Source organism: Dyadobacter linearis (assembly GCF_907165045.1).
Taxonomy (GTDB): Bacteria; Bacteroidota; Bacteroidia; order Cytophagales; family Spirosomataceae; genus Dyadobacter; species Dyadobacter linearis.
In genome coordinates this window covers 126,425-148,421 of the sequence record NZ_CAJRAU010000009.1, presented here as the reverse complement: position 1 = coordinate 148,421, position 21,997 = coordinate 126,425, and the positions used below count along the sequence as shown (strand labels likewise).

General features: G+C 46.3%; 19 protein-coding genes. 7 read left to right on the top strand and 12 right to left on the bottom strand.

The window, feature by feature from the left end; translation table 11 throughout:
* The first annotated feature begins 92 nt into the window (after positions 1–92).
* Both aroB and KOD92_RS24075 read left to right on the top strand, forming a co-directional pair.
* Positions 93–1,127: a 3-dehydroquinate synthase gene (gene aroB / locus KOD92_RS24080; RefSeq protein ID WP_215236173.1), complete on the top strand. Its 1,035-nt coding sequence runs from the start codon at positions 93–95 to the stop codon at positions 1,125–1,127.
* Between the two features lie 89 nt (positions 1,128–1,216).
* A complete protein-coding gene (locus KOD92_RS24075; protein WP_215236226.1) occupies positions 1,217–1,792 on the top strand; it encodes a DUF4136 domain-containing protein in 576 nt (191 codons plus the stop codon).
* Positions 1,793–2,019: 227 nt separating this feature from the next.
* Here KOD92_RS24075 and mraY read toward each other — a convergent pair whose 3' ends face one another.
* From mraY to rsmH, 5 genes are all read right to left on the bottom strand, one after another.
* The gene (gene mraY, locus KOD92_RS24070) at positions 2,020–3,234 is read right to left on the bottom strand and encodes a phospho-N-acetylmuramoyl-pentapeptide-transferase (protein WP_215236172.1); all 1,215 of its coding nucleotides are present in this window, start codon (positions 3,232–3,234) and stop codon (positions 2,020–2,022) included.
* Positions 3,235–3,305: 71 nt separating this feature from the next.
* Positions 3,306–4,787 carry a UDP-N-acetylmuramoyl-L-alanyl-D-glutamate--2,6-diaminopimelate ligase gene (locus KOD92_RS24065; protein ID WP_215236171.1) on the bottom strand — a complete coding sequence of 494 codons (1,482 nt, stop codon included), beginning with the start codon at positions 4,785–4,787 and terminating at the stop codon, positions 3,306–3,308.
* An 8-nt stretch (positions 4,788–4,795) separates the two neighbouring features.
* Complete coding sequence (locus KOD92_RS24060) at positions 4,796–6,940, bottom strand: penicillin-binding protein (protein ID WP_215236170.1); 2,145 nt, start codon at positions 6,938–6,940, stop codon at positions 4,796–4,798.
* A 51-nt stretch (positions 6,941–6,991) separates the two neighbouring features.
* A complete protein-coding gene (locus KOD92_RS24055) occupies positions 6,992–7,405 on the bottom strand; it encodes an FtsL-like putative cell division protein (RefSeq protein ID WP_215236169.1) in 414 nt (137 codons plus the stop codon).
* Positions 7,406–7,440: 35 nt separating this feature from the next.
* Complete coding sequence (gene rsmH, locus KOD92_RS24050) at positions 7,441–8,361, bottom strand: 16S rRNA (cytosine(1402)-N(4))-methyltransferase RsmH (RefSeq protein WP_215236168.1); 921 nt, start codon at positions 8,359–8,361, stop codon at positions 7,441–7,443.
* Positions 8,362–8,501: 140 nt separating this feature from the next.
* Here rsmH and KOD92_RS24045 point away from each other — a divergent pair, with 140 nt between their 5' ends.
* The 4 genes from KOD92_RS24045 to KOD92_RS24030 all read left to right on the top strand — a co-directional run bounded on the left by KOD92_RS24045 (position 8,502) and on the right by KOD92_RS24030 (position 13,432).
* Positions 8,502–9,746, top strand: coding sequence for a peroxiredoxin family protein (locus tag KOD92_RS24045; RefSeq protein WP_215236167.1), 1,245 nt, complete (start codon positions 8,502–8,504; stop codon positions 9,744–9,746).
* Positions 9,747–9,885: 139 nt separating this feature from the next.
* The gene (locus tag KOD92_RS24040) at positions 9,886–10,353 is read left to right on the top strand and encodes a MarR family winged helix-turn-helix transcriptional regulator (RefSeq protein WP_215236166.1); all 468 of its coding nucleotides are present in this window, start codon (positions 9,886–9,888) and stop codon (positions 10,351–10,353) included.
* Between the two features lie 38 nt (positions 10,354–10,391).
* Entirely contained in the window at positions 10,392–12,797 is a 2,406-nt protein-coding gene (locus KOD92_RS24035) for a 3-hydroxyacyl-CoA dehydrogenase/enoyl-CoA hydratase family protein (RefSeq protein ID WP_215236165.1), read from the top strand.
* A 167-nt stretch (positions 12,798–12,964) separates the two neighbouring features.
* A complete protein-coding gene (locus tag KOD92_RS24030; protein WP_215236164.1) occupies positions 12,965–13,432 on the top strand; it encodes an RrF2 family transcriptional regulator in 468 nt (155 codons plus the stop codon).
* Here the strand turns inward: KOD92_RS24030 and KOD92_RS24025 are convergent.
* The 7 genes from KOD92_RS24025 to KOD92_RS23995 all read right to left on the bottom strand — a co-directional run bounded on the left by KOD92_RS24025 (position 13,397) and on the right by KOD92_RS23995 (position 20,970).
* Positions 13,397–15,010, bottom strand: a complete 1,614-nt coding sequence (locus KOD92_RS24025; RefSeq protein WP_215236163.1) for a hypothetical protein — start codon at positions 15,008–15,010, stop codon at positions 13,397–13,399. The genes KOD92_RS24030 and KOD92_RS24025 overlap by 36 nt on opposite strands.
* A gap of 3 nt (positions 15,011–15,013) precedes the next feature.
* Positions 15,014–15,961 carry a glycosyltransferase gene (locus tag KOD92_RS24020; RefSeq protein WP_215236162.1) on the bottom strand — a complete coding sequence of 316 codons (948 nt, stop codon included), beginning with the start codon at positions 15,959–15,961 and terminating at the stop codon, positions 15,014–15,016.
* Between the two features lie 51 nt (positions 15,962–16,012).
* A complete protein-coding gene (locus KOD92_RS24015) occupies positions 16,013–17,089 on the bottom strand; it encodes an NAD-dependent epimerase/dehydratase family protein (RefSeq protein ID WP_215236161.1) in 1,077 nt (358 codons plus the stop codon).
* A gap of 226 nt (positions 17,090–17,315) precedes the next feature.
* Positions 17,316–17,567: a hypothetical protein gene (locus KOD92_RS24010; protein WP_215236160.1), complete on the bottom strand. Its 252-nt coding sequence runs from the start codon at positions 17,565–17,567 to the stop codon at positions 17,316–17,318.
* Between the two features lie 80 nt (positions 17,568–17,647).
* Complete coding sequence (locus tag KOD92_RS24005) at positions 17,648–19,381, bottom strand: M3 family oligoendopeptidase (protein WP_215236159.1); 1,734 nt, start codon at positions 19,379–19,381, stop codon at positions 17,648–17,650.
* Between the two features lie 42 nt (positions 19,382–19,423).
* Entirely contained in the window at positions 19,424–19,651 is a 228-nt protein-coding gene (locus KOD92_RS24000; RefSeq protein ID WP_215236158.1) for a DUF433 domain-containing protein, read from the bottom strand.
* 47 nt (positions 19,652–19,698) lie between these two features.
* Positions 19,699–20,970, bottom strand: coding sequence for a cation:dicarboxylate symporter family transporter (locus KOD92_RS23995; protein ID WP_215236157.1), 1,272 nt, complete (start codon positions 20,968–20,970; stop codon positions 19,699–19,701).
* A gap of 191 nt (positions 20,971–21,161) precedes the next feature.
* On the opposite strand from KOD92_RS23995, the gene KOD92_RS23990 reads away from it, so the two are divergent.
* Positions 21,162–21,992 carry a heme/hemin ABC transporter substrate-binding protein gene (locus KOD92_RS23990; protein WP_215236156.1) on the top strand — a complete coding sequence of 277 codons (831 nt, stop codon included), beginning with the start codon at positions 21,162–21,164 and terminating at the stop codon, positions 21,990–21,992.
* Positions 21,993–21,997: the final 5 nt, after the last annotated feature.

Genomic DNA, 21,997 nt, shown 5'->3' with positions numbered 1-21,997 from the left:
TCCAGCATATTATTTTTAAAAACAGGAAATCGACGCATCCATTTGGGTGCGCTCACCGTATGTGTGGTGAGCTTGTCTCAATTCAATCTCGAATGAATCAGTCAGTTACCATTGCACCGATAAGCGAAAGCTTGCCGGATTTTTTAGGCTCTGCCAATTACTCAAAAGTGGTTGTAATAGCTGATAATAATACCAAAAAACACTGTTACCCGAGTCTAAAAGCATTTTTACCCAAACATAGCGTAGTAACCGTTCCGAGCGGCGAGGCGAATAAAACCCTGGCGACCTGTGAAAAGATCTGGCAGGGAATGACAAATGAAGAGCTTGACCGGCACGCGCTGGTGATCAATATCGGTGGCGGCGTGATCGGAGATATGGGCGGTTTTTGTGCGGCGGTTTACAAGCGTGGAATAGATTTTATACAGGTGCCGACGACCCTGCTTTCGCAAGTCGATGCCAGTGTCGGAGGAAAGTTAGGGGTTGACTTTCAGGGCTTTAAAAACCACTTAGGTGTTTTCAATATTCCTAAAAGCGTCCTGATCGATCCTAAGTTTTTGAATACATTACCTGAAAGAGAAATACGTTCGGGATTCGCTGAGATTATCAAGCATTGTTTGATCGCCGATGCGGCCAAGTGGGACGAGATCAGGCAGAAGGATTTTGAGAGACAAAACTGGCAGGACCTGATCGCGCATTCAGTAAAGATCAAGCAGCAGGTAGTGGAAGAAGATCCTACGGAGAAAGGATTACGTAAGATTTTGAATTTCGGACACACACTCGGGCACGCAGTTGAAACTTGTTTTCTCAACAAAACGGCCAATCAGAGATTATATCACGGAGAAGCGATCGCAATCGGGATGATCATGGAAAGCTATCTTTCTTTTGAGCGAAAAATGATCACGCAGGACACGCTTTCCGATATTGAAGAATTCATTTTTGCTACCTACGGAAAGGTAAAAATCAGTGCGCAGGATATTGAAGAAATCATCGGTTTGACGAAACAGGACAAGAAAAACAGAGGAAAAGAAGTACGGTTTTCATTGCTGAAAGGAGCGGGGCAATGTGCGTTTGATCTAGTAGTAACTGCTTCTGAAATGCGTAAATCAATAGCTTATTATTTGGGATAGTATCTACCAGCTTCGAGTATAAGTTTATTGGTTAGAATGATGTGTATCAATCTATTACAGACATATTTTTTCACAACCTGACAAATTAAATACTTATGCTGAGGTCTATCTTTACTTATGTTGCATTACTTCTAGTAATAATAATCGCCGGATGTTCCAGCGGCCGGAAAGTGTTCGTCGAGCACGATTACAGCTACGAAACCAACTTCAAGGACTACTCTTCCTATACGTTTCTGGAATGCGAGCGGGATACCAATAATCTTTGTACAGAAATTTACGAGGCGATACGCCGCCAGATGCAGGTAAGAGGCTACAAGCTTACCGCCGAAAAACCAACGCTGCTTGTTAATTACGGTATTTTCTACGACAACCTTCGTTACCAGGGCTATATGCAGCCGGTCATCAAAAACTGGGTAGATACGGAAAATGACGGTTTCCGCTACGAGCCAATTAAATATGCATTGGACAAAGGCACGCTGATCGTTTCACTCATCGACGCAGAAAGCGACCAGGTGGTGTGGAGAGGTTATGCTTCCGGGATATTCAAGGGCGTAGAAAACTCCAATAACCACTACCGCAGCGTAGTAAGGCGCATTTTCGACCAATACCCCCTATTCGCAAAAGGCTACGACCCAAGAAGATACAGCGAAGCCGTAGGCCGCTAATTTATTCAATCAATTACCGTCGGCTTAAGCCGACGGCTAGTGACTAAAAAGGGCTAAGCCGGCGGCGAGTGACTAAAAGGGCTTAAGCCGCGGCTAGTGACTCGAAGGGCTAAGCCGACGGCTAGTGACTAGGCCAGGGACGCGGTATTAGTAATAATTCCCCCAACCCCCTAAAGGGGGCTAATTAAAAGTAAGCCCCCTTCAGGGGGTTGGGGGCTGGGCGCAGGTTACCGCAACTTCAAAGTTGCCAGCGTCAGGATCGCCAGGATAATCCCAACAATCCAGAACCTGGTTACTATCTTCGATTCGTGGATTCCTTTCTTTTGATAATGGTGGTGAAGCGGTGACATTAGAAATATGCGTCGCCCTTCGCCATATTTGCTTCGGGTATATTTGAAATAGCTGACTTGCATGATAACCGAGAGGTTTTCTGCAATAAAAATCCCGCACATGATCGGGATCAGCCACTCCTTGCGGATCGCAAGTGCTACTACCGCAATTACTCCACCCAACATCAAACTCCCCGTATCGCCCATAAAAACCTGGGCAGGGTACGCATTATACCAGAGAAACCCGACACAAGCTCCAATAAACGCAGCACAGAAAATCACCAGCTCACCCGAGTTGGGAATGTACATGATATTCAGGTATTGCGAGAATTTGGTATTTCCTGAAAGGTAAGCTAACACACCGAGCGTCAACGCGATAATGCCGGAAACACCAGCAGCCAGGCCGTCAATTCCGTCGGTTATATTGGCTCCGTTGGAGACCGCGGTAATAATAAAAATAGCAATGATCGTGTAGATCACCCAGGTATATTCCTCGGGCAGCCAGCCGAAAAGCAATGTTTTGTAATCAAATTCATTGTTCTTAAAAAAAGGAATGGTCGTGATAGTTGGATGTACGATATCCCGGTACCGCTGCACTTCACCCAGATTTGAGCTCAGCAAAGGCTGGTCATAAACCCGGATCCGCACACTATCATTAAAAGATAAAGTCACGCCGACGATCAGTCCCAGCCCAACCTGACCGACGATCTTGAATCGTCCGTGTAACCCGTCCTTATTATTCCTGAATTTTTTAAGATAATCATCAACAAAACCGATCAAACCTGTCCATAATGCTGTGATAATGAGCAGCACAATGTATACATTGGTCAATTTGGCAAAGAGTAATACCGGAATCAGCAGGGAAGCCAGGATAATGAATCCGCCCATAGTCGGCGTACCTGCTTTCTCCATCTGACCGGCTAGTCCCAAGTCACGGATCGACTCGCCCATTTGCTTCTTACGCAGGAAATTGATGATCGACTTACCATAAGTCGCCGCAATGAACAGCGACAAAACGGTCGCTCCCAACGCCCTGAATGAAATGTATTGGAATACACCGGCACCAGGGATATTGAAGTGCTTGTCTAAATAATCAAACAGGTAATAGAGCATGAAGAAACTTATTGGGGTGACGGCTGCAAATTTGGTTCTTTTCCAAGACTACGCAAAAAGCCACTCGTTTTTTAATTGGAATGTCTTTTTTCAAACACTTCGAGCAAAACTTCCTTGTCATCGAAATGATGCTTCACTCCCTGGATATCCTGGTAATTCTCGTGACCTTTTCCTGCTATCAGGATAATATCTCCCGGGTTTGCTGCAAGTCCGGCTTTAAAAATCGCCTCACGCCTGTCGGCTATCGTGGTAGTTTTTTTAAAATCAATAGGCGGCACTCCTTTTTGCATTTGCGCCAGAATATCCATCGGGTCTTCAAAACGCGGGTTATCAGAAGTAAGAATAACCTTATTACTAAACTTGCACGCGATCGCAGCCATTTTCGGGCGTTTTTCAGAGTCCCTATTTCCCCCGCAACCTACAATCGTGATCACCTGCTCATTTCCGCTGCGCAAATGCGCGATCGTTTCCAGCACATTTTCCAATGCGTCGGGCGTATGTGCGTAATCCACAATTCCTACGATCTCATCGGCAGAATGAAATTGCTCAAAGCGCCCGGGAGGACTTTTTAGGTTTGAGAGTTCCACTAATATGATTTCCGGCTTTTCACCCAGCAAAACAGCCGCGCCGTAAACCGACAGCAGATTATAAGCATTGAACCGCCCGATCACCCTGAACCACACTTCCTGGTTGTTTACATCCATGTGCATACCTGCAAGCGTATCCGAAATGATCTTGCCTTTAAATGCGGCGAGGGTCTGAAGTGAATAGGTTTCCACCTTCGCCCGGGTATTCTGTACCATTACCGAGCCTCTGCGGTCGTCAATATTGACCAGCGCGAATGCAGACTTGGGCAGCTGGTCAAAAAAGCCCTTTTTGGCGGCAATATAGTTGTCAAATGTCTTGTGGAAATCGAGGTGATCGTGGGTAATATTGGTAAAAATGCCACCGGCAAAATGCAACCCTGTAATCCTGTGCTGGGCTACGGCGTGCGAGCTCACTTCCATAAAAACGTGGCTGCAATTTTTCGCTGCCATTTGCGCCAGCAACTGGTTTAATGCAACAGAATCGGGCGTAGTATGCGTGGAAGCGATTACCTCGTCCTCGATCTGATTCTGAACCGTAGATAAAAGCCCGCAACGGTAGCCGAGCCTTCTGAACAGCTGAAACAAAAACGTCGCTACCGAAGTCTTTCCATTCGTTCCCGTAACCCCTACCAGTTTCACTTTTCGCGAAGGATGCCCGTAAAATGCAGAAGCGATCAATCCCATCGCAGCAGCCGAATCTTCTACCTGAATATAAGTGACCTGCTCGCTGATTTGCTCAGGCAACTCTTCGCACAATATCGCAGCCGCGCCAAGCTCCGTGGCGGTCGCTATGTATTGGTGCCCGTCGGTTTGTGTACCCCTCAGCGCAACAAAAAGACTCCCGGACTGGATTTTGCGGGAGTCGAGCACAATGCCTGTGATGCTGATTTCATCGGAACCCGTGATGCGGGCGCCTTTCACATCGGAAAGAAGTATGTTGAGTATTTTTTCCTGGTTACTTTCCATTAATGGAATTACTGTAAAGTTAATAGTATCGTTTTGCCCCCACTCTGGTTGGCGCCTGGCGGCAGTGATTGCTCAACCACTTTTCCGGATCCTTTAAAGGTTACTCTAAAACCTTTGTTTTCAAGCAGATACAGCGCATCGCGCATTGCCATGCCCTGCAAATCCGGAACGTCCTTCGAGCCCAGATCTGTCTTTTTCCAGTTCGTTTTGCCCTTTTTGTAAAGGGAGGCAGCCGCATATTCGGCATCTTCGGGCGCTGGGGTTAGTTTGAGTTCCTTGCTGATCACTTTCAGGTCGGAAGTACGCCCCGCCCACATTACTGCTTTGGATTCTGCTGGTAATGAATCTATTACCGGCTTCTGAATACCTACTTCCGACGCGTAGATCCTGTCCGCAACCTCTTTAAAAACAGGAGCCGCAACACTTCCCGCATACCTGGTATAATCCGCTCCGGAGCTTTTCGGGTTATCGATCACAACGATGCAGCTGTATTTAGGTTTGTCCGCGGGGAAATAACCTGCAAAAGAAGTATAGTTTTTACCTTCTGTATAAATCCCGTTGATCAGCTTGCGCGCAGTTCCCGTCTTTCCTGCGATCTTGTACAGATCACTTTTAATATGTTTTGCTAATCCATTGTTCACAACTCCTTCCAGCATTTTCTTCACTTTCCGGATCGTTTCAGGCGAGCAAATTGGCTTTTCCTCCACATAAGGCTCCATTTTATCTTCCAGCTCCTCGGCATTCCGGATTTCCTTCACGATCATAGGCCGCACCCAGTAACCGTCGTTTGCGACTGCATTATAAAGCGCGAGCGTTTGCAGCGGCGTCATTTGCATTTCATATCCGTGCGCCATATAGTACATCGAATAGCTGCTCCATTGCTTGGAAGTCCGGTCTCGGATCAGCGGCGGCTTTTCGCCTTTCATCTGAATATCCGTCGGCGTGGTGAGGTGAAATTGTTTCAGGTATTTCAGGTACTGATCGGGTTTATCGGCAAAGTAGCGCAACATCAGCTGCACAATTCCGATGTTTGAAGATTTTTCCAAAACCTGTGCGGCTGTGATTGTACCAAAACCGCCTCTGTGTGCATCCCTGATGATATTGCTTCTGAAACGCATTGCCCCGTTTCCGGTATTGACCATGATCTTATCAGGGTCCATTTTCGTTTCTTCCAAAATCGCCATCATCGTGGCTAATTTGAAAGTCGACCCCGGATCATTACTGCCTGCCAGCGCGTAATTAAACACTTCCTCATACTTGTGGTCGCCGCGTTTGGTCAGGTTGGCCATCGCTCGGATCTCGCCGGTTTTTACTTCCATGATCACCACCGAGCCAAAGTCCGCATCCATTTCATTCAGTTTCCTCCGCAATGCGATCTCAGCCATATCCTGGACTTTCATATCCAATGTGGTGTAAACATCGCGACCGGCCTCCGGTTGCACATTGAGCGCGTCACCAACTGGAATTTTCATCCCGCCTTCGACCAGTTCCACCCAGCCAATACCTGATTTTCCTTCCAGTATCTTGTCAAAACTCGCTTCCAGACCAATATATCCTCTGCCGCTTTTCGCATCAATACCGCCGATCGTCCTGTCGGCCATCGGGCTGTAAGGTTTGTACCTTTTGTAAATAGTCTCAAACTTGCCGCCGCCGCCTTTTTTATGTTTGGCAAAAAACGGCCATTTCTTTACCTTCTCGCGGTCCAGGTAACTGATCTCCCGGCTTTTCAGGCGCAGGTAACGTTTGGTTTTACTAACCCGGTACCGCATGATCTTGCTCCGGTAACCAGCGGCCGTATGCTCCCCGAAACTCTTCGCAAGCAGCGACGAAAGTTCATCAATATGCTCATCAAAGTAGGTAGAATCCGCTACTTTGGTGTCCAGTCCAATATAATAATAGGGTAAGGAAGTAGCCAGCAGGCTTTTATCATTGGAGTAGATATTACCGCGCATTGCCGGGATCGTGTCCAGTTTCAGGTCATTTTTTGCAGAATATTCAGCCCACGTTTTTCCTTTAAACTCATCATAATATTGTACCCGGATCAGTTTCACAAATACCAATATTGCCAACAGGAACAAGAGCCAGCCAACAGTCCTCGCCCGGTTGATCAGCGCTTTCTTATTGTTTTGACCACTTTCCACTTCGTTCTTCATACAGGGAAGAAAAAATTACTTTAAATGATATATTGAGTCGATTGATGGATCTCAGTATTCTTCGGCTTTGACAAAAATCTTCTTTGGCGGCGTCAGGTTTTCTTCCAGACCGGCTGCCTTCACTTTTTCAATAATAACCGATTGTTTCTTGCTCTTTTGATACTCAGAGTGGATGGAATGGTATTCGGCACGCAGATCGTCCACTTCCTTTTTTAGCTTAATACTGTTCCGCACATATTGTTCAGATTGAAAACCGATCCTTTCATAGGCGACCAGCAATATCACCACCCAGCCAAAATAGTAGAAGTATTTAACAGGAAGCCGCTCTTCACGTCCCGGCGCTTTTTCACCAAATACCTTATCGAGCGGTAAAAATTTATTCAGCCAGTTAAAAAGATGATATTCCCGTTTACGTTTGGGCGGTTTCGGGGCTATTGGCTTTGGTCTTTTCTTGTTTTCCGCCATGCTTCTTTCTTGTTATAATGCGTTGAGTCAACTACTTACGCTTCCTTTTCCGCGATCCTCAGTTTCGCACTTCGCGCCCGTGGGTTGCGTTCTACTTCCTCAGGCGTCGCCTCAACCGGCTTTCTGGTAACGCTGTTTAGGGGTTTTAATACATTTCCGTAGAAGTCTTTTTCAAGTTCTCCGTCAAATTTTCCCTTTTGTATAAAATTCTTGACGAGCCGGTCTTCCAGCGAGTGGTACGACATTACCACTAATCTTCCGCCGGGCGCCAGCACTTCCGGAACCTGCGCAAGAAACTCTTCCAGCACCAGTAATTCATCGTTTACCTCGATCCGCAAGGCCTGGAAAACCTGCGCAAAATATTTGTTTTCGCGATGTTTAGGCGCAAAACGCAGCAATAGGGTCTTTAAATCATTGACGGTTTCGATAGGCGTATTATGACGGGCTGAAAAAATGGCTTCGGCGGCAGTTTTTGCATTTGTTACTTCGCCATACATCCCCAGGATCCGTTGCAGCTCCCGCGCCGATCTCGAATTCAGCACTTCCTTTGCCGTTTTATCGATACCCGGATTCATCCGCATATCCAGGTCCGCCTCAAATCTTGTTGAAAAACCTCTTTCGGGAGTATTGATCTGATGAGACGAAACGCCCAGATCCGCCAGGATACCATTTACTTTCTCCGCTTTGTGTAATTTCAGATAACGCTTTAAATGCCTGAAATTCGCTGCGATGAATGTAAACCGCTGATCGTCTTTTAATATATCTGAATTCCGGGCCGCATCAGGGTCCTGATCGAAAACCAGGAGCCGGCCGGTGGTTAGCTGTTCAAGAATTGCTTTCGAATGCCCGCCCCCTCCGAAAGTAACATCGACGTAAATACCTGTGGGATCGATTTGTAATCCTTCAAGACATTCCTGCAGCATTACAGGTTCGTGATAGGTACTTTGTTGATCCATTGTGAAAAGAGACTATTTTTAGGAACTAATTTTTACCGGGAGGCAGTTACAAACTTAGCAATTTTAGCCCGTAGGAATTGCGCCGGGCCAGGGATTTAATTTTCTTGCTACACTTATATTTCCAATATAACAAACTGTTTATGAGAGCGATCATTTCGGGAGTTTCCCTGCTGTTTTTAGTGTTCCAGATCGGCTGTAAATCTACCTCGGAAGCCAATCTGAAAAATGGCATCTGGCGGGCGACGCTCAGCCGTGACAATCAGGAACTTCCGTTTCTGCTCGATATCTCCAAAAATCCCGATGGAAAAACGTATAACGTTTACGCATTGAACGGAGCTGAAAAACTGAGCATGGATACCGCTTATTTTGAGAACGATTCGCTGGTGATCACGATGCAGCTTTTTGATGCTAAAATTGTAGCAAAAGCAGAAGATGAACATTTGAAAGGCGTTTATTACAGACTGGCAAATGGCATCGTTTCAGGTTCACTGCCTTTTGAAGCAAAATTTGGTGAAAAATATACCTTTTTCAAACCCGGTGAAGCAAAGAGCTCCAAAAATGTGACGGGTAAATGGGCTACTGTTTTTATCAACGAAGAAACCGGCGACAGTACGCAGGCATTGGGAGTCCTGAACCAAACCGGCACCGACGTAACTGGTTCATTTTTAACTACAACCGGAGATTATCGCTACCTCACAGGAAGTGTAAATGGGGATAGTCTGTTCCTTTCCACTTTCGACGGCTCGAATGCAAAGCTTTTCAAAGCAGCTATTCAGGATCGGAAAATGGTGGGCTCCCTGAAATCTGGTCTGAAAGCCTCGCGCACGTGGACTGCTACATTGGACCCAAATGCTAAATTACCCGACGCGAACAGCCTTACCTTTATAAAACCCGGCGCAGAGCGTGTCGATTTCAAATTTGCTGATGTTTCCGGCAAGGAATGGTCGCTGAAAGATCCGCAATTTGCAGGCAAGCCGGTGATCATTCAGATCATGGGTTCGTGGTGCCCCAACTGTATGGATGAAACCAACTTTCTGGCACCCTGGTATGACAAAAATAAAGACCGCGGCGTAGAGATTATCGGGTTATCTTTTGAACGTTCTGACAAGCCTGAGGTATCTAATCCAAAGATTACCAAGATGATAGAACGTTTCAAGATCAATTATCCTGTTGTGCTGGCCGGTACTAACACCGACGAAGCGACTGCGAAAGCGCTTCCAATGCTCAATAAGGTAATGTCCTACCCCACTACCATTTTTATTGATAAAAAAGGAAAAGTACGCGAGATACACACCGGCTTTTCCGGCCCGGGAACAGGTAAGTACTATGATGAATTCGTAAATGAGTTTAATACCCTGATGGACAAGCTCATCGCCGAGAAATAACTGCAAATTCAGACGCCTCGCAGCTGTAAACTGCGGGGCGTTTTTTTATACCCAAAAAATAGTATGCTTGCATAATACTACTTCGATTTTTACATTTGTGATCGAGGCTTTCCTGATATTGTAAAGCAGATCAAGAGCAATGCGCAAAGAGAAAACGGTTGATTTTCAGATAAAAAGGGCCTGGCATTCCATTTCAAGAATGTACAATGCGTATGCTGCACGCCACGATACGACGATGGCGGTGGGCTACGTGCTTTTGAATATTGATATTGAAAATGGTACTCCGGCAACCAAGATCGCACCTTTGCTCGGCATGGAGCCGCGAAGTCTGGTCCGAATGCTTAAAGCGCTGGAAGAGAAAGGGTTAATCAAGCGCGAAGTGAGTGAAAATGACAAGCGTTTTGTCCGCATTGTATTGACCGAGCTCGGCAAGGAAAAGCGCGAGCTTGCGCGGGAAGGCGTGATTTCTCTGAATACCATGATCCGCGACAAGATACCTCTCGAAAAGCTGGTCACATTTTTTGATGTGATCAAGGATATTAACCGGCTGGTGGAGGAAGAAAACCAGAAGTTAAAGGCTGGCGACGGCGAAATAGAAGAGTTTTAAGCCGCGACAACTATTCTAAAAACCAAAATCTTTACCCAATGAATCGTTCAATCCGTAAAGTTGCTGTTTTAGGTTCCGGTATCATGGGATCCAGGATTGCCTGCCATTTTGCAAATATAGGAGTGGAAGTACTTTTGCTCGATATTGTTCCAAAGGAGCTTTCAGGCGCAGAAAAAGCGAAAGGCGTAACTGCGGAACATCCTGCTTTCAGAAATAAAATAGTCAACGATTCGCTGCAACAGACGATCAAGGCGACGCCCGCTTCCCTGTACAGCCCGGCCTTTGCCTCCCGCATTAAAACAGGGAATTTCGACGATAATCTGGTCGATATTAAAAATTATGACTGGGTGATCGAAGTGATCGTGGAGCGGCTGGATATCAAGAAAAGCTTGTTTGAAAAAGTCGACGCGCTGCGTAAACCCGGAACGCTCATTACTTCCAATACTTCCGGCATTCCGATCCACTTAATGGCCGAGGGCCGGAGCGAGGATTTCAAAAAGCATTTCTGCGGTACTCACTTTTTCAACCCGCCAAGGTATTTGCGCCTTCTGGAAGTAATTCCTACATCCGACACTGACCAGCAGGTAATTGATTTCCTGATGCATTACGGCGATCTGTTTTTGGGTAAAACGACCGTATTATGTAAAGATACCCCCGGGTTTATCGCCAACCGGCTCGGAATATATGCTCTGATCCAGACGATTCGCGTGGCCGAAGAAATGGGACTGAGCGTGGACGAAGTCGATAAATTGACAGGTCCGGTTGCGGGTCGCCCGAAGTCGGGTACATACCGGCTTTCAGATGTGGTAGGGCTGGATACGACGGTCCACGTAGCCAACAATCTCTATGCTTCCGGCGAAGGTACCGACGAATCGCGCGACGCATTCAAGTTGCCTGCTGTCATGCAGAAACTATTTGATAATAAGTGGCTTGGCGATAAAACCGGTCAGGGTTTTTATAAAAAAATCAAAGACGAAAAAGGGAAATCTGTCATTCTTGCGCTTGATTTCGAAACGTTGGAATACCAGCTTTCGGGCAAGGTAAAATTTGCTACGCTGGAAGGTACGAAGGCCATCGGAGATGTTTGGAAACGCTTTCCGGTATTGCTGGCTGGCGAGGATAAAGCAGGTGAGTTTTACAGAAAAACATTTGCCGACATATTCCGCTACGCCACTTTCCGCATTCCCGAGATTTCAGACGAAGTGTTCCGGATCGATCAGGCTATTTCGGCAGGTTTCGGTTGGCAATATGGGTTATTCGAAACCTGGGACGCGATCGGGGTTAAGAATATGCTCGGTATCATGGAAAGCCTCAATCTGAAACCGGCAAACTGGGTTTACGAAATGCTGGAAGCCGGAAATGAGACTTTTTATAAAGTCGAAAAAGGCAAGCGGCACTACTACGATATTCCTTCTAAATCATACAAAAAAATCCCTGGTCAGGACAGTATTATATTGCTTAGCAACCTGTCGGACAACATAGTATGGAAAAACGCAGGCGCTAACCTGTATGATATCGGCGACGGTATATTGAACCTCGAATTCAAATCCAAAATGAATACGATGGGCGCGGAGGTGATCGAGGGTATTCAGAAGGGGATCAGTATTGCGGAGAAAGATTTCCGCGGACTGGTGATCGGAAATGAGTCCAGTGAGGCATATTCTGCCGGCGCGAACCTCGCGATGCTGTTTATGTTTGCGATCGAGCAGGAGTTCGACGAGATCAATATGGTAATCGCGCAATTCCAGCAAACGATGATGCGCGCGCGCTATTCTTCTATTCCGGTCGTTACTGCGCCGCATTCGCTTGCATTGGGCGGCGGCTGCGAGCTGAATCTGCACGCAGATAAAGTGGTAGCACATGCCGAAACCTACATTGGTTTGGTGGAATTGGGTGTGGGACTGATTCCTGCGGGCGGCGGTACCAAGGAAATGGCGCTGCGGTGTTCTGATCTGTACCAGGCCGGAGACACGGAATTGAATATCCTGCAAGCCGCATTCATGAACATTGCCCAGGCGAAAGTTTCCACATCGGCCCAGGAAGCGAGGGAAATGAATTACTTACAAGAAAAAGACCAGATCGTGCTCAATCGCTCACGCCTGATCGCCGAGGCCAAACAGGCTGCTATTGAGCTGGCGGAAAACGGTTACACGCAGCCCAAGCAGCGCAGTGATATTAAGGTGCAGGGAAAAACAGGAATGGCGCTTTTTATGGCGGGAATCGCACAAATGCGGTTGGCGAACTACATCAGCGACCATGATGCGAAAATTGCAAATAAGCTCGCTTACGTGATCAACGGAGGAGATTTGAGCTACCCGCAAATGGTCACTGAGCAATATCTGATCGACCTGGAACGGGAGGCTTTCCTGTCTCTTTGCGGAGAAAAAAAGACGCTGGAAAGAATGCAGGGACTATTGAACGGAGGCAAGCCGCCGAGAAATTAACAGATCGCAGACCATATCCAGGAATTATTACCGGGCGAATTAGTGTTTTGAAATATTAGGATTTCTGATCAAATGTTTGATATTTAGAATTTATCAAGTAAAAAATTCTCTGAATCCATCTGATCTTTGAGCCGGAACCACCCCAACAAAGAGCACATTAACCAACAATGATTTCTAAAAAAGCCAAATACGCCCTGAAAGCTCTGAAAGTATTAGCAGAGCAATATGGAAAAGGCCCTGTTCTGATATCTTATATCGCTGAAAAAGAGAAGATTCCGAAAAAATTTTTGGAGGCTATTCTCCTTGATTTACGGAACAATGGTGTGCTGCAAAGCCAGAAAGGAAAAGGCGGCGGCTACTTGTTGCGGATACCTCCCGGAGAAGTTAATTTTTCCAAAGTTTTAAGGATCATTGATGGTCCGATTGCGCCTGCATTGTGCGTATCGATGTTTTTTTACGGTCGTTGCGACGATTGTAAGGATGAGGAAACTTGCAGTCTGAGAACCGTGCTTGAAAGGTGGCGGGATGCTAACCTGGCAGTTTTGGACAAAACCACATTGAATGATCTGCTCCGCGCCGAGAATGCGGGTTCTGATCTGCTATCTCAAAGCAGCGCGATCACTCCGGACGTATAGATCTGTTCCGTCGAAATCGCCGATATATTTGTAATTATTTAATATATAAGTATTTAACGCAGGGTAACTTCCAATACCCTGCGTTTTTTTGTCTTGTACCCAGAAACTGTTTTTTCCTACTGCGTCAAGAATAAATGCAGGTTTGTTCCGCGCCAGATCAGACATGAATCTCTTGCGATAGATTTCGCGAACCGGAAGGTCGAAAATAGAACGCTCGGTATGGTTTTCGGCGGTACCTTCTGCCAGCTGCGCCTCCACGTAATAGGTGCATTGCCAGCCCCAGACTACCATATAATCTTTGTCTTTCCGGTATTTCATCAATTCCTGCACCACCGGACTCTGCGCCAGCGTCCGCGCATTGACTGAATCAAAGTTGTTCAACCTCCGTTCCTTGACATAACTAACTCCATCAACTCCCGCAAACCAGATCAGTAATGCAGCAGGTACCAAAATAGCCCATTTTTCGATCTTTTTTATCCCAAAAGCAGCGAGTAGAGTCCAGGGGATGATGCAAAAATTGAGGTAATGGATAAAATCGTTTCCGGATTTGGTGACGGCGTAAATGCTGGCTAGTACTGAAAAAAGTATTGTAAAGCGAGATATCAAATCGGACGATTTCTTGTCCGCAGGCCGGAAAATCTGGATTAACCCTAGTAAGATTGGAAGAACCAAAATATAGGTAAAAGCCTGAAAGTCAGCAGACAGTTTAAAGATTGCGAGAAACTGAGCTGGTATTCCCAGAAAACCTTCACCACCCGCGTAAACTGCGTTGCCGAGCAGATAGAAGTCTATCATATCCCGAAAAACACCAAACGCGAGCATCCAGATCAATGCGATGAAGGGAAATGTAAGCCCGCCTAGCGCAAGTGATATCGCCGGAATGTAATCCTTCCTGGTTTTAGACTGATAACAGTAAAAAAAGCCACCGAGCACCAAAACGATCGCCTGCGGAACTGCCTGAAGTTTTGCAAAAGGAATGGCGCCCGCGACGAAACCCAGCCAATATGCATTCCATTTGAAATGTTCATTATTTACGGAAATCCTGGAAAGCAGCCAGACGCAAATCGCCAGCAGTAATACCGGAACCTGTTCACTGGAATAATGCACAAAATCGACTTCCTGCGTAAATGAGAGCAGAATAACAGGGACCAACCAGATATGCCGTGCCGCTCTTTCGCCAAACCAGTTTTTTAACGCAAAAAACAAAAAAAGTAAAGCGCCGGCCGAACTGATCAGGCCCATAATGCGGCCGGAAGTGTAGTTGATCTCGAAACCCAAAAGCCGGGGAATAACCAGCCAGTAAATGTCCAGCGGGCCAATGGTCGTACCGTCGACAGAGCGCCAGTAGACCGGATCCTGAAATAATGTGATCGCGTGACTCAGCATCTGGCTTTCGTCGGGATTGAGTTCCCGGTTGAAAACGATGACCGGCAAACGCATTAAAACCAGTAATGCAATGCCCGCGACAAGGCTGATCTTGTAGGAAAGTGGTTTATAAAATGCCGAAATCACGACCGCGCCCGCCAGTATGTAGCCGATTAACCAGTATACCGTTGGGGAATAGTCGAACGTAATCATAGGCTAGCTGATCGTATCTACCTTTTCGACGAAATCCCGGTAATGTACCGCGGGGATGAAGTGCTGCTGGGAGCGGTATTGCAATACCATAAACACCAGAAAAAGGGAAATCAGAAACGCTTGCAGCATTAAGATCATCAAAGTACTGCCCAGAGTCGAAGCCCAGCCGGGTGTGGCGTTGCCGATCAGTTTCAGGAATATAATGACAAAAATGAATGCGATAGCGACGCCTGACATGAACATCGAAAAGATCAGGATCCGAACTGCGGTAGTGTCGATCATCACCGAAATTGCGCTCAAACCGTGCAAAACGAGGGAAACGAAGTTCATCTTGCTCTCGCCCGCCAATCTTTTGGCGCGGTTGGTCAATACAGAATCGTAGGGAATGCGGGATTTTATAATACCTCCCGGATAGTTGTTCCAAATCTCGGAAACGCGTACCAGATTTTGCAGTCTGCTTTTCGGGACCAGACTGAAATTCCCGAAAGTGATCATTTTTCCTGTTAACAAATTGAATATCAACTTGTAAATAACATAAAATGACCTGAATAGCAGCCCCTCGGTTCTCTTGTTTCTTTCCGCAAAAATGATTTTATCAGGCTCTTCGAGCGACTTTCTGACCAGACTATTGATGTCAGAAGGAGCATCTTCGCCATCTGCATCCATTACGATCACCTTGTCTGTCGGCAGATTTTCGGCTACGTAGGAAAGACCGATTGCGATCGCTTTTTGATGTCCCAGGTTTCTGTATAATCTTAAAACCTTGATTTCCTTGCCGTCAAAGTTGGCAAAAGGCACGGATCTTAACCTTGAAGAACAATCGTCGACAACCAGTAAGGTGGTATTAGCCAGAATTGAAGTGCTGACATCTGCATTTATTTTTTCTATCAGCAGGTTCAGCGCCTCCCAGTCGTTGAATTGGGGTATTATAATGACAAAGTTTTCTGACATCTGGGGAGGACATAGTAAATCTCCGAAGCGGGCTCCGGAGATTCTATAAAATTAAACAGTTTTTAGACCTAATCTGGAAGAAATGCCGTCGTGCATTTGTGTAAGTGTCTCAACCAAACCATATTCCGGGCTCCATTGCGGATAGTGGGATTTGAATTTGGAAAGATCGCTCACGTACCAGATATGGTCGCCGATGCGGTTGGTGTCAGAATATGAATAGGAAAGTTTGTTACCCGAAATCTGCTCGCACAATGCGATCGCTTCCAGCATCGAGCAATTGGCAAAACGGCCGCCTCCTGCATTGTACACCTCGCCCGGACGTGGGTTTTGGTAGAAATGCCAGAACATATTTACAAGGTCGTGGCTATGGATATTGTCACGTACCTGCTTGCCTTTGTAACCGAAAATCGTGTAGTGGTTGCCTGTAATCGCACATTTCATCAGGTAAGCCAAAAATCCGTGCAACTGGGCACCGGAGTGGTTTGGACCTGTTAAGCAGCCGCCGCGAAAAACAGCAGTTTTCATGCCGAAATATCTACCGTATTCCTGTACCATAATATCGGCCGCTACTTTGGAAGCGCCGAAGATGGAGTGTTTCGTATGGTCAATGCTGTGTTGTTCGTCGATACCATTTTCAAAATATGGATGGTTTTCGTCGATCTCCCAGCGCGTTTCCAATTCTACCAGCGGCAGATAATTAGGATTGTCGCCGTATACTTTGTTGGTTGAAGTAAATATAAAAACTGCCTCAGGAGCGTGCAGGCGGGTCATTTCTAGCATATTCAATGTACCTACCGCATTTACACCGAAATCCGTAAAAGGCTCGCGTGCTGCCCAGTCGTGGCTTGGCTGCGCGGCGGCGTGAACGATTAGCTTGATATCTGTACCGTACTCCTTGAATATGGGTTCGAGCTGACTAACTTCCCGAATATCTGCCGAATAATGCTTGTAGTTGCCGAAAGCATCCTGGATACGATTGCGGTTCCATTCAGTGTTTCCGTCAGCTCCGAAAAAGTATTGACGCAAATTGTTATCAACACCGATGACAAGATCAAATTTATCAGCTAAAAACGCAACCGATTCACTCCCTATCAATCCAGCCGAGCCGGTAACCAAAGCTATATTCATGTTTGTGTATTTTTTAATTACTTATTTTCTTGATAATATCAAATCTTCCTGCCTCGAATACGTAAAGTAAATTAAAAATGTTCAAAAAGCCGCTACTTCAGTTCTCGAGTGGGCGCTTGCAAACGGGCAATATGCAACTGGCGGTATTAAAAATATTCAATAGCGCTAAAAAAAAGATATCCCCGCGTGAACAGGGATATCTTGGTATAATTTAAAAGAAATGAGGCTATTGCTTCACCACAGAGTTGGTCATACCACCGTACAACTTCGCTCTGATATCGTTTACGCGGGTGTCAAGCTCAGGCTGTGCATCGTATTTGTATGACATCTGGCGCGGCAGTGAATCAGGACTTACGCCGTAAATCTCTTTGTCCCCCTTATTCACATCCGACTGCTCAATGTGGTTATACTTTTGGTATTCACAAGAGCTCAGCAAGGCAACACAAGCAACAAACGCAACAATTTTATATACTTTCATTTCTTTGATAGTTCAATAGTATTACCCGCAAAAATAACCGCCATTTTGATAACGACCAAATTGCGAAGGCATTTGGATTACTATTTTTTCAATGCTTCCAGCTCGTCGCTTACAAACCGGATCAGCTCGGTGATATTCTTTTCAGAAAAATCGAAAGGAACATTCGCAGCCTGGTAAATTTCGCCTATCGGGGCAGTATAGCCTAATTTCAGCGCGTCGAGATAACCTTTCAGGCCTGCGGCAGGATCCTGGCGGTAATTTTTCCAGACACCTATCGCGCCCAGCTGCGCAATTCCGTATTCAATATAGTAGAAAGGAACTTCGTAAATGTGCAGCTGACGTTGCCAGAGATACTTTTTGAAATTTTCCAATCCATTCCAATCCATCACCGAATCTGTAAATTCTTCATAGATCCTTACCCAGGCAGCTGTCCGCTCTTCGGCAGAATGCGTTGGATTTTCGTACATCCAATGCTGAAATTTATCGACTGTCGCAACCCAGGGAAGTGTTTCAATGATCGATTCCAGATGTTGGATCTTGGCCCTTTTCAGATCTTCTTCATTTTCAAAAAATTCATCCCAGAAATCCATCGTAATCAGCTCCATCGACATGGATGCCAGTTCCGCCACTTCCGAAGGCGTATGTTTGAACGAATTCAATGCCAGGTCGCGCGTTACAAATGAATGCACCGCGTGGCCACCTTCGTGCAGCAGCGTGACCATATCCCGCAGATTGGAGGTAGCATTCATAAAGATAAACGGCACCCCGATTTCGTCCAGCGGATAATTGTAGCCGCCCGGCGCTTTGCCTTTCCGTGATTCGAGGTCGAGGTGGTTCATCGCTTTCATCACTCGCAGACAGTCTCCCAGAAATGGGTTAAGGCGTGTGAAACAGCGAATTGTTTTATCCAAAAGCTCCTCTCCCGTCGCAAATGGTTTCAGTGGCGGTAAGCCTTTCGGGTCCACTTTGGTATCCCACGGGCGTAATGCGTCAACTTGCAGCGATTCTTTACGGCCAGTAGCCATATTGTTCAAAAGCGGTACGACTGCTTTTTTCACTGATTCGTGAAAATCGAAACAATCCTGCGGCGTGTAATCGAAACGGCCCATTGCCGCAAACATATAGTCGCGGTAATTATCGAAACCTGCATTCTGACCCACTTTATTCCGCAGTGTAACCAGAGAATTTAGCAGTTCGTCCAGCTTGTCGTGATCCTGGTAACGCCGCTCGCTGATCGCCCGCCACGCTTCCTCGCGGATTTTTCTGTCAGTGGATTGAAGCCGGTCGGCCGCTTTTTGCAGTGTCATTTCCTCTCCATCCAACGTCACCGTCATCGCTCCGGCTATTGCTCCGTAGCGACGTTCTTCGGTTTGCATTTCGGTGATGATCGGAATGTTTTCGTCGCGGAAAATCTCAATCGCTTTCTTCATTCCGCGCAAAGTGATCGTAAAACCTGGCTCTGTCAGCTCGCTCAGAAACGGGTTATCTACCACCTTTTTATCCAATGCATTGCCATATTCGGCCAGCTTCGGCTGTATTTCAGTTATGAAAAATTGCAGTGCATTGATCAGGCTGGTATTGGCAGTATCACAAGTTTGACGGATGTAGCGCCACGCGAAGTTTTCCGACAAATAGGACTCCACTTCGCTGCGGTCCGAAAACCATTGTTTCAGATCTGCGGCGGAATTAATCTCCCGGTTTTGCAGATTTTCAAAAAGCGGCTGCACATCGTCCCAGCTTTTCAAATCAAATTCTTCCCCAATAAAAACCCGGCTAGCCCGGCTCGGTATATGTATCGTTTCCTGTTCAATCATAATATTGTACTGCTTGTGGATATTTCAAATTTAGTGTTCAATTTAAGCCGCTTCCAGACTTTCCTCGTTTGCAACAAGCTCGGCGGCGTATTGCAATACTGCCTGAATCGATTCCTTGCGAATATCAGGATACATATTAGCCAAATCCTCCATTGACGCACCTTCTCCGAGCTTGCGCAGGATCAACTCGACGGACAAGCGGGTTCCTTTTAGTACAGGTTTGCCCAGCATGATCCGGTGATCAGAGGAAATATAGTCTCTGTAATTCATGAATGCTGATGATTTATTGATATCTCAAATTAACAAAAATCTCAATACTATAACTTCGTTTGCTCCGGCTGGGTTGCGTCTGACAGGTTATCTGTGATCACATTCTCGGTTTCCTTCACATTTGCGAATGCATATTCCATCTTGGTGCGGTCGAATTCCTTTTCGTTGTTGGCCAGCCAGATCGTAGCAACGCCGTTGCCAATGAAATTCGTGATCGCGCGGGCTTCGGACATGAAACGGTCGACGCCGAGGAGCAGTGCCAAACCTTCCACCGGGATTACTTTGATAGCAGTTAAAGTCGAGGCCAGCACTACAAATCCACTCCCGGTCACGCCCGCGGCACCTTTTGATGTGACCATCAGAATCCCGATCAAAGACAATATCTGCCCAAAAGTGAGGTGTACATCAAAAACCTGCGCTAGGAATATCGTCGCCATCGACAGGTAAATCGTGGTCCCGTCGAGGTTAAAGGAATATCCTGCCGGTACCACCAGCCCTACGACGGGTTTGGAGCAGCCCATTCTTTCCAGCTTGACCATTAACGAAGGCAATGCCGCTTCCGAAGACGAAGTGCCGAGTACGATCAGCAGCTCTTCACGAATATATTTAAGATAAGACCAGAGCTGAATCTTGTACATGCGCAAAATCAGCCCCAAAACACCAAAAATGAATATCGCCATTGTCGCATAAACCGTCCCCATCAACTTGGCAAGCGGTAAAAGCGTGTCAATACCGTATTTACCGATCGTGTAGGCCATTCCGCCAAATGCGCCGATCGGGGCAAAGATCATCACAAAGTGCAAGGCTCGAAATACGTATTTGGAAACAAAATTCAGCCAGTGAATAACCTTGTCCTTTCCTGAATATTTACTCAAAACCGTCCCCAGAACCAGCGAAAACAGCAAAACTTGTAAAGTAACGTTATCGAAAAAGAATTGCAGCCAGCTGAAATCGCCGACCTTGCCGGTGTAAGCGGAAATATCTCCCTGCCCCAGATTACTGGTCACAACGCCCTCGCCGGGCTTGATCACATTCGCAACGATTATCCCGACGATCAAAGCAAGGGTAGTGACTATCTCAAAGTAAATCAGTGCCTTAGCTCCTACTTTGCCTACTTTTTTCAAATCCCCCATTCCAATAATTCCCAGCGTGATCGTCAGGAAAATGATGGGGTTAATGAAAATTTTGACGATTTGAATAAACCCCTTGCCCAGAAACTCCATCTGTACCCCCTGAGCCGGAAAGTAGTGGCCCAGCAATGCGCCGCAGGTGATCGCGGCCAAAACCCAAAAGGTAAGATTGGTAAATAACTTTTTCAAAAGCAGCAAGATATAAGAGTAGGCAAGAAATCAATTTACAATAATAAAAATTCCACCACCGGATTTAGGCTGCACAAAAGCATATTTTTATCTTCTATTTATACTTGGTCTAAATTAATGCCCTATATTTGCCAGTGACCGTTTGTATTAACTCAATCCGGAAAATGTTCCGGCTTACAAAACCTATTCGAATGCCTTTGTCTGTCAGATCGTTAATCAGCATATTCCTTTTTGTTTTTAGTATTCAAATCCATGCAAATGCAGCGACGCGCATTGTGTCGACAAATGGTACGCTGAGCGAAATTCTGGTGGGTTTGGGTTTGGAAAAACAGATTGTGGGTGTAGATGTGACCAGTAATTTTCCTGCTTCTCTGGATAAAATCCCCAAGATCGGGCACAACCGCAGTATTGCCGCAGAAGGAATTCTCGCACTGAACCCGGACGTAATTATTTATACCAACCAAAGTATGATACCTCCCGTAGTCCTCAAACAGCTGACCGGCGCGGGCAAGAAAATGGTGGAATTCAGGCACGATTTATCCAGAGAAGGCGCAGTGAAGCTGATCCGGGAAGTAGGCGCCTATTTTAATGCAAAGCCGCAGGCAGAGAAAATGATCAAATCATTGGAAACTGATCTTGCCAAAATCACTACTCCGAAAGCTCCCAAAAAACTGCTTTTCATATATGCACGCGGAACCGGCACATTGATGGTCTCGGGATCAGGCACTTCGCTCGATAAAATGTTTCAGCTCACAGGCCACAAAAATGCGGTGCAGGGATTTACAGATTTCAAACCACTGACAGCCGAGTCGCTGGTCACTTCAAATCCGGACGTACTAGTGTTATTTTCAAGTGGTTTGGAAAGTCTGGAAGGAATGGACGGGCTGCTGAAAGTGCCAGGGATTGCAAATACCAACGCGGGTAAAAATCAAAAAATCATCACGATGGATGGTCAGTTACTGACCGGCTTCGGGCCACGGCTCGGAAAGGCGGCTTTGGAACTGTCACAAAAAGTCAACTGACCGGC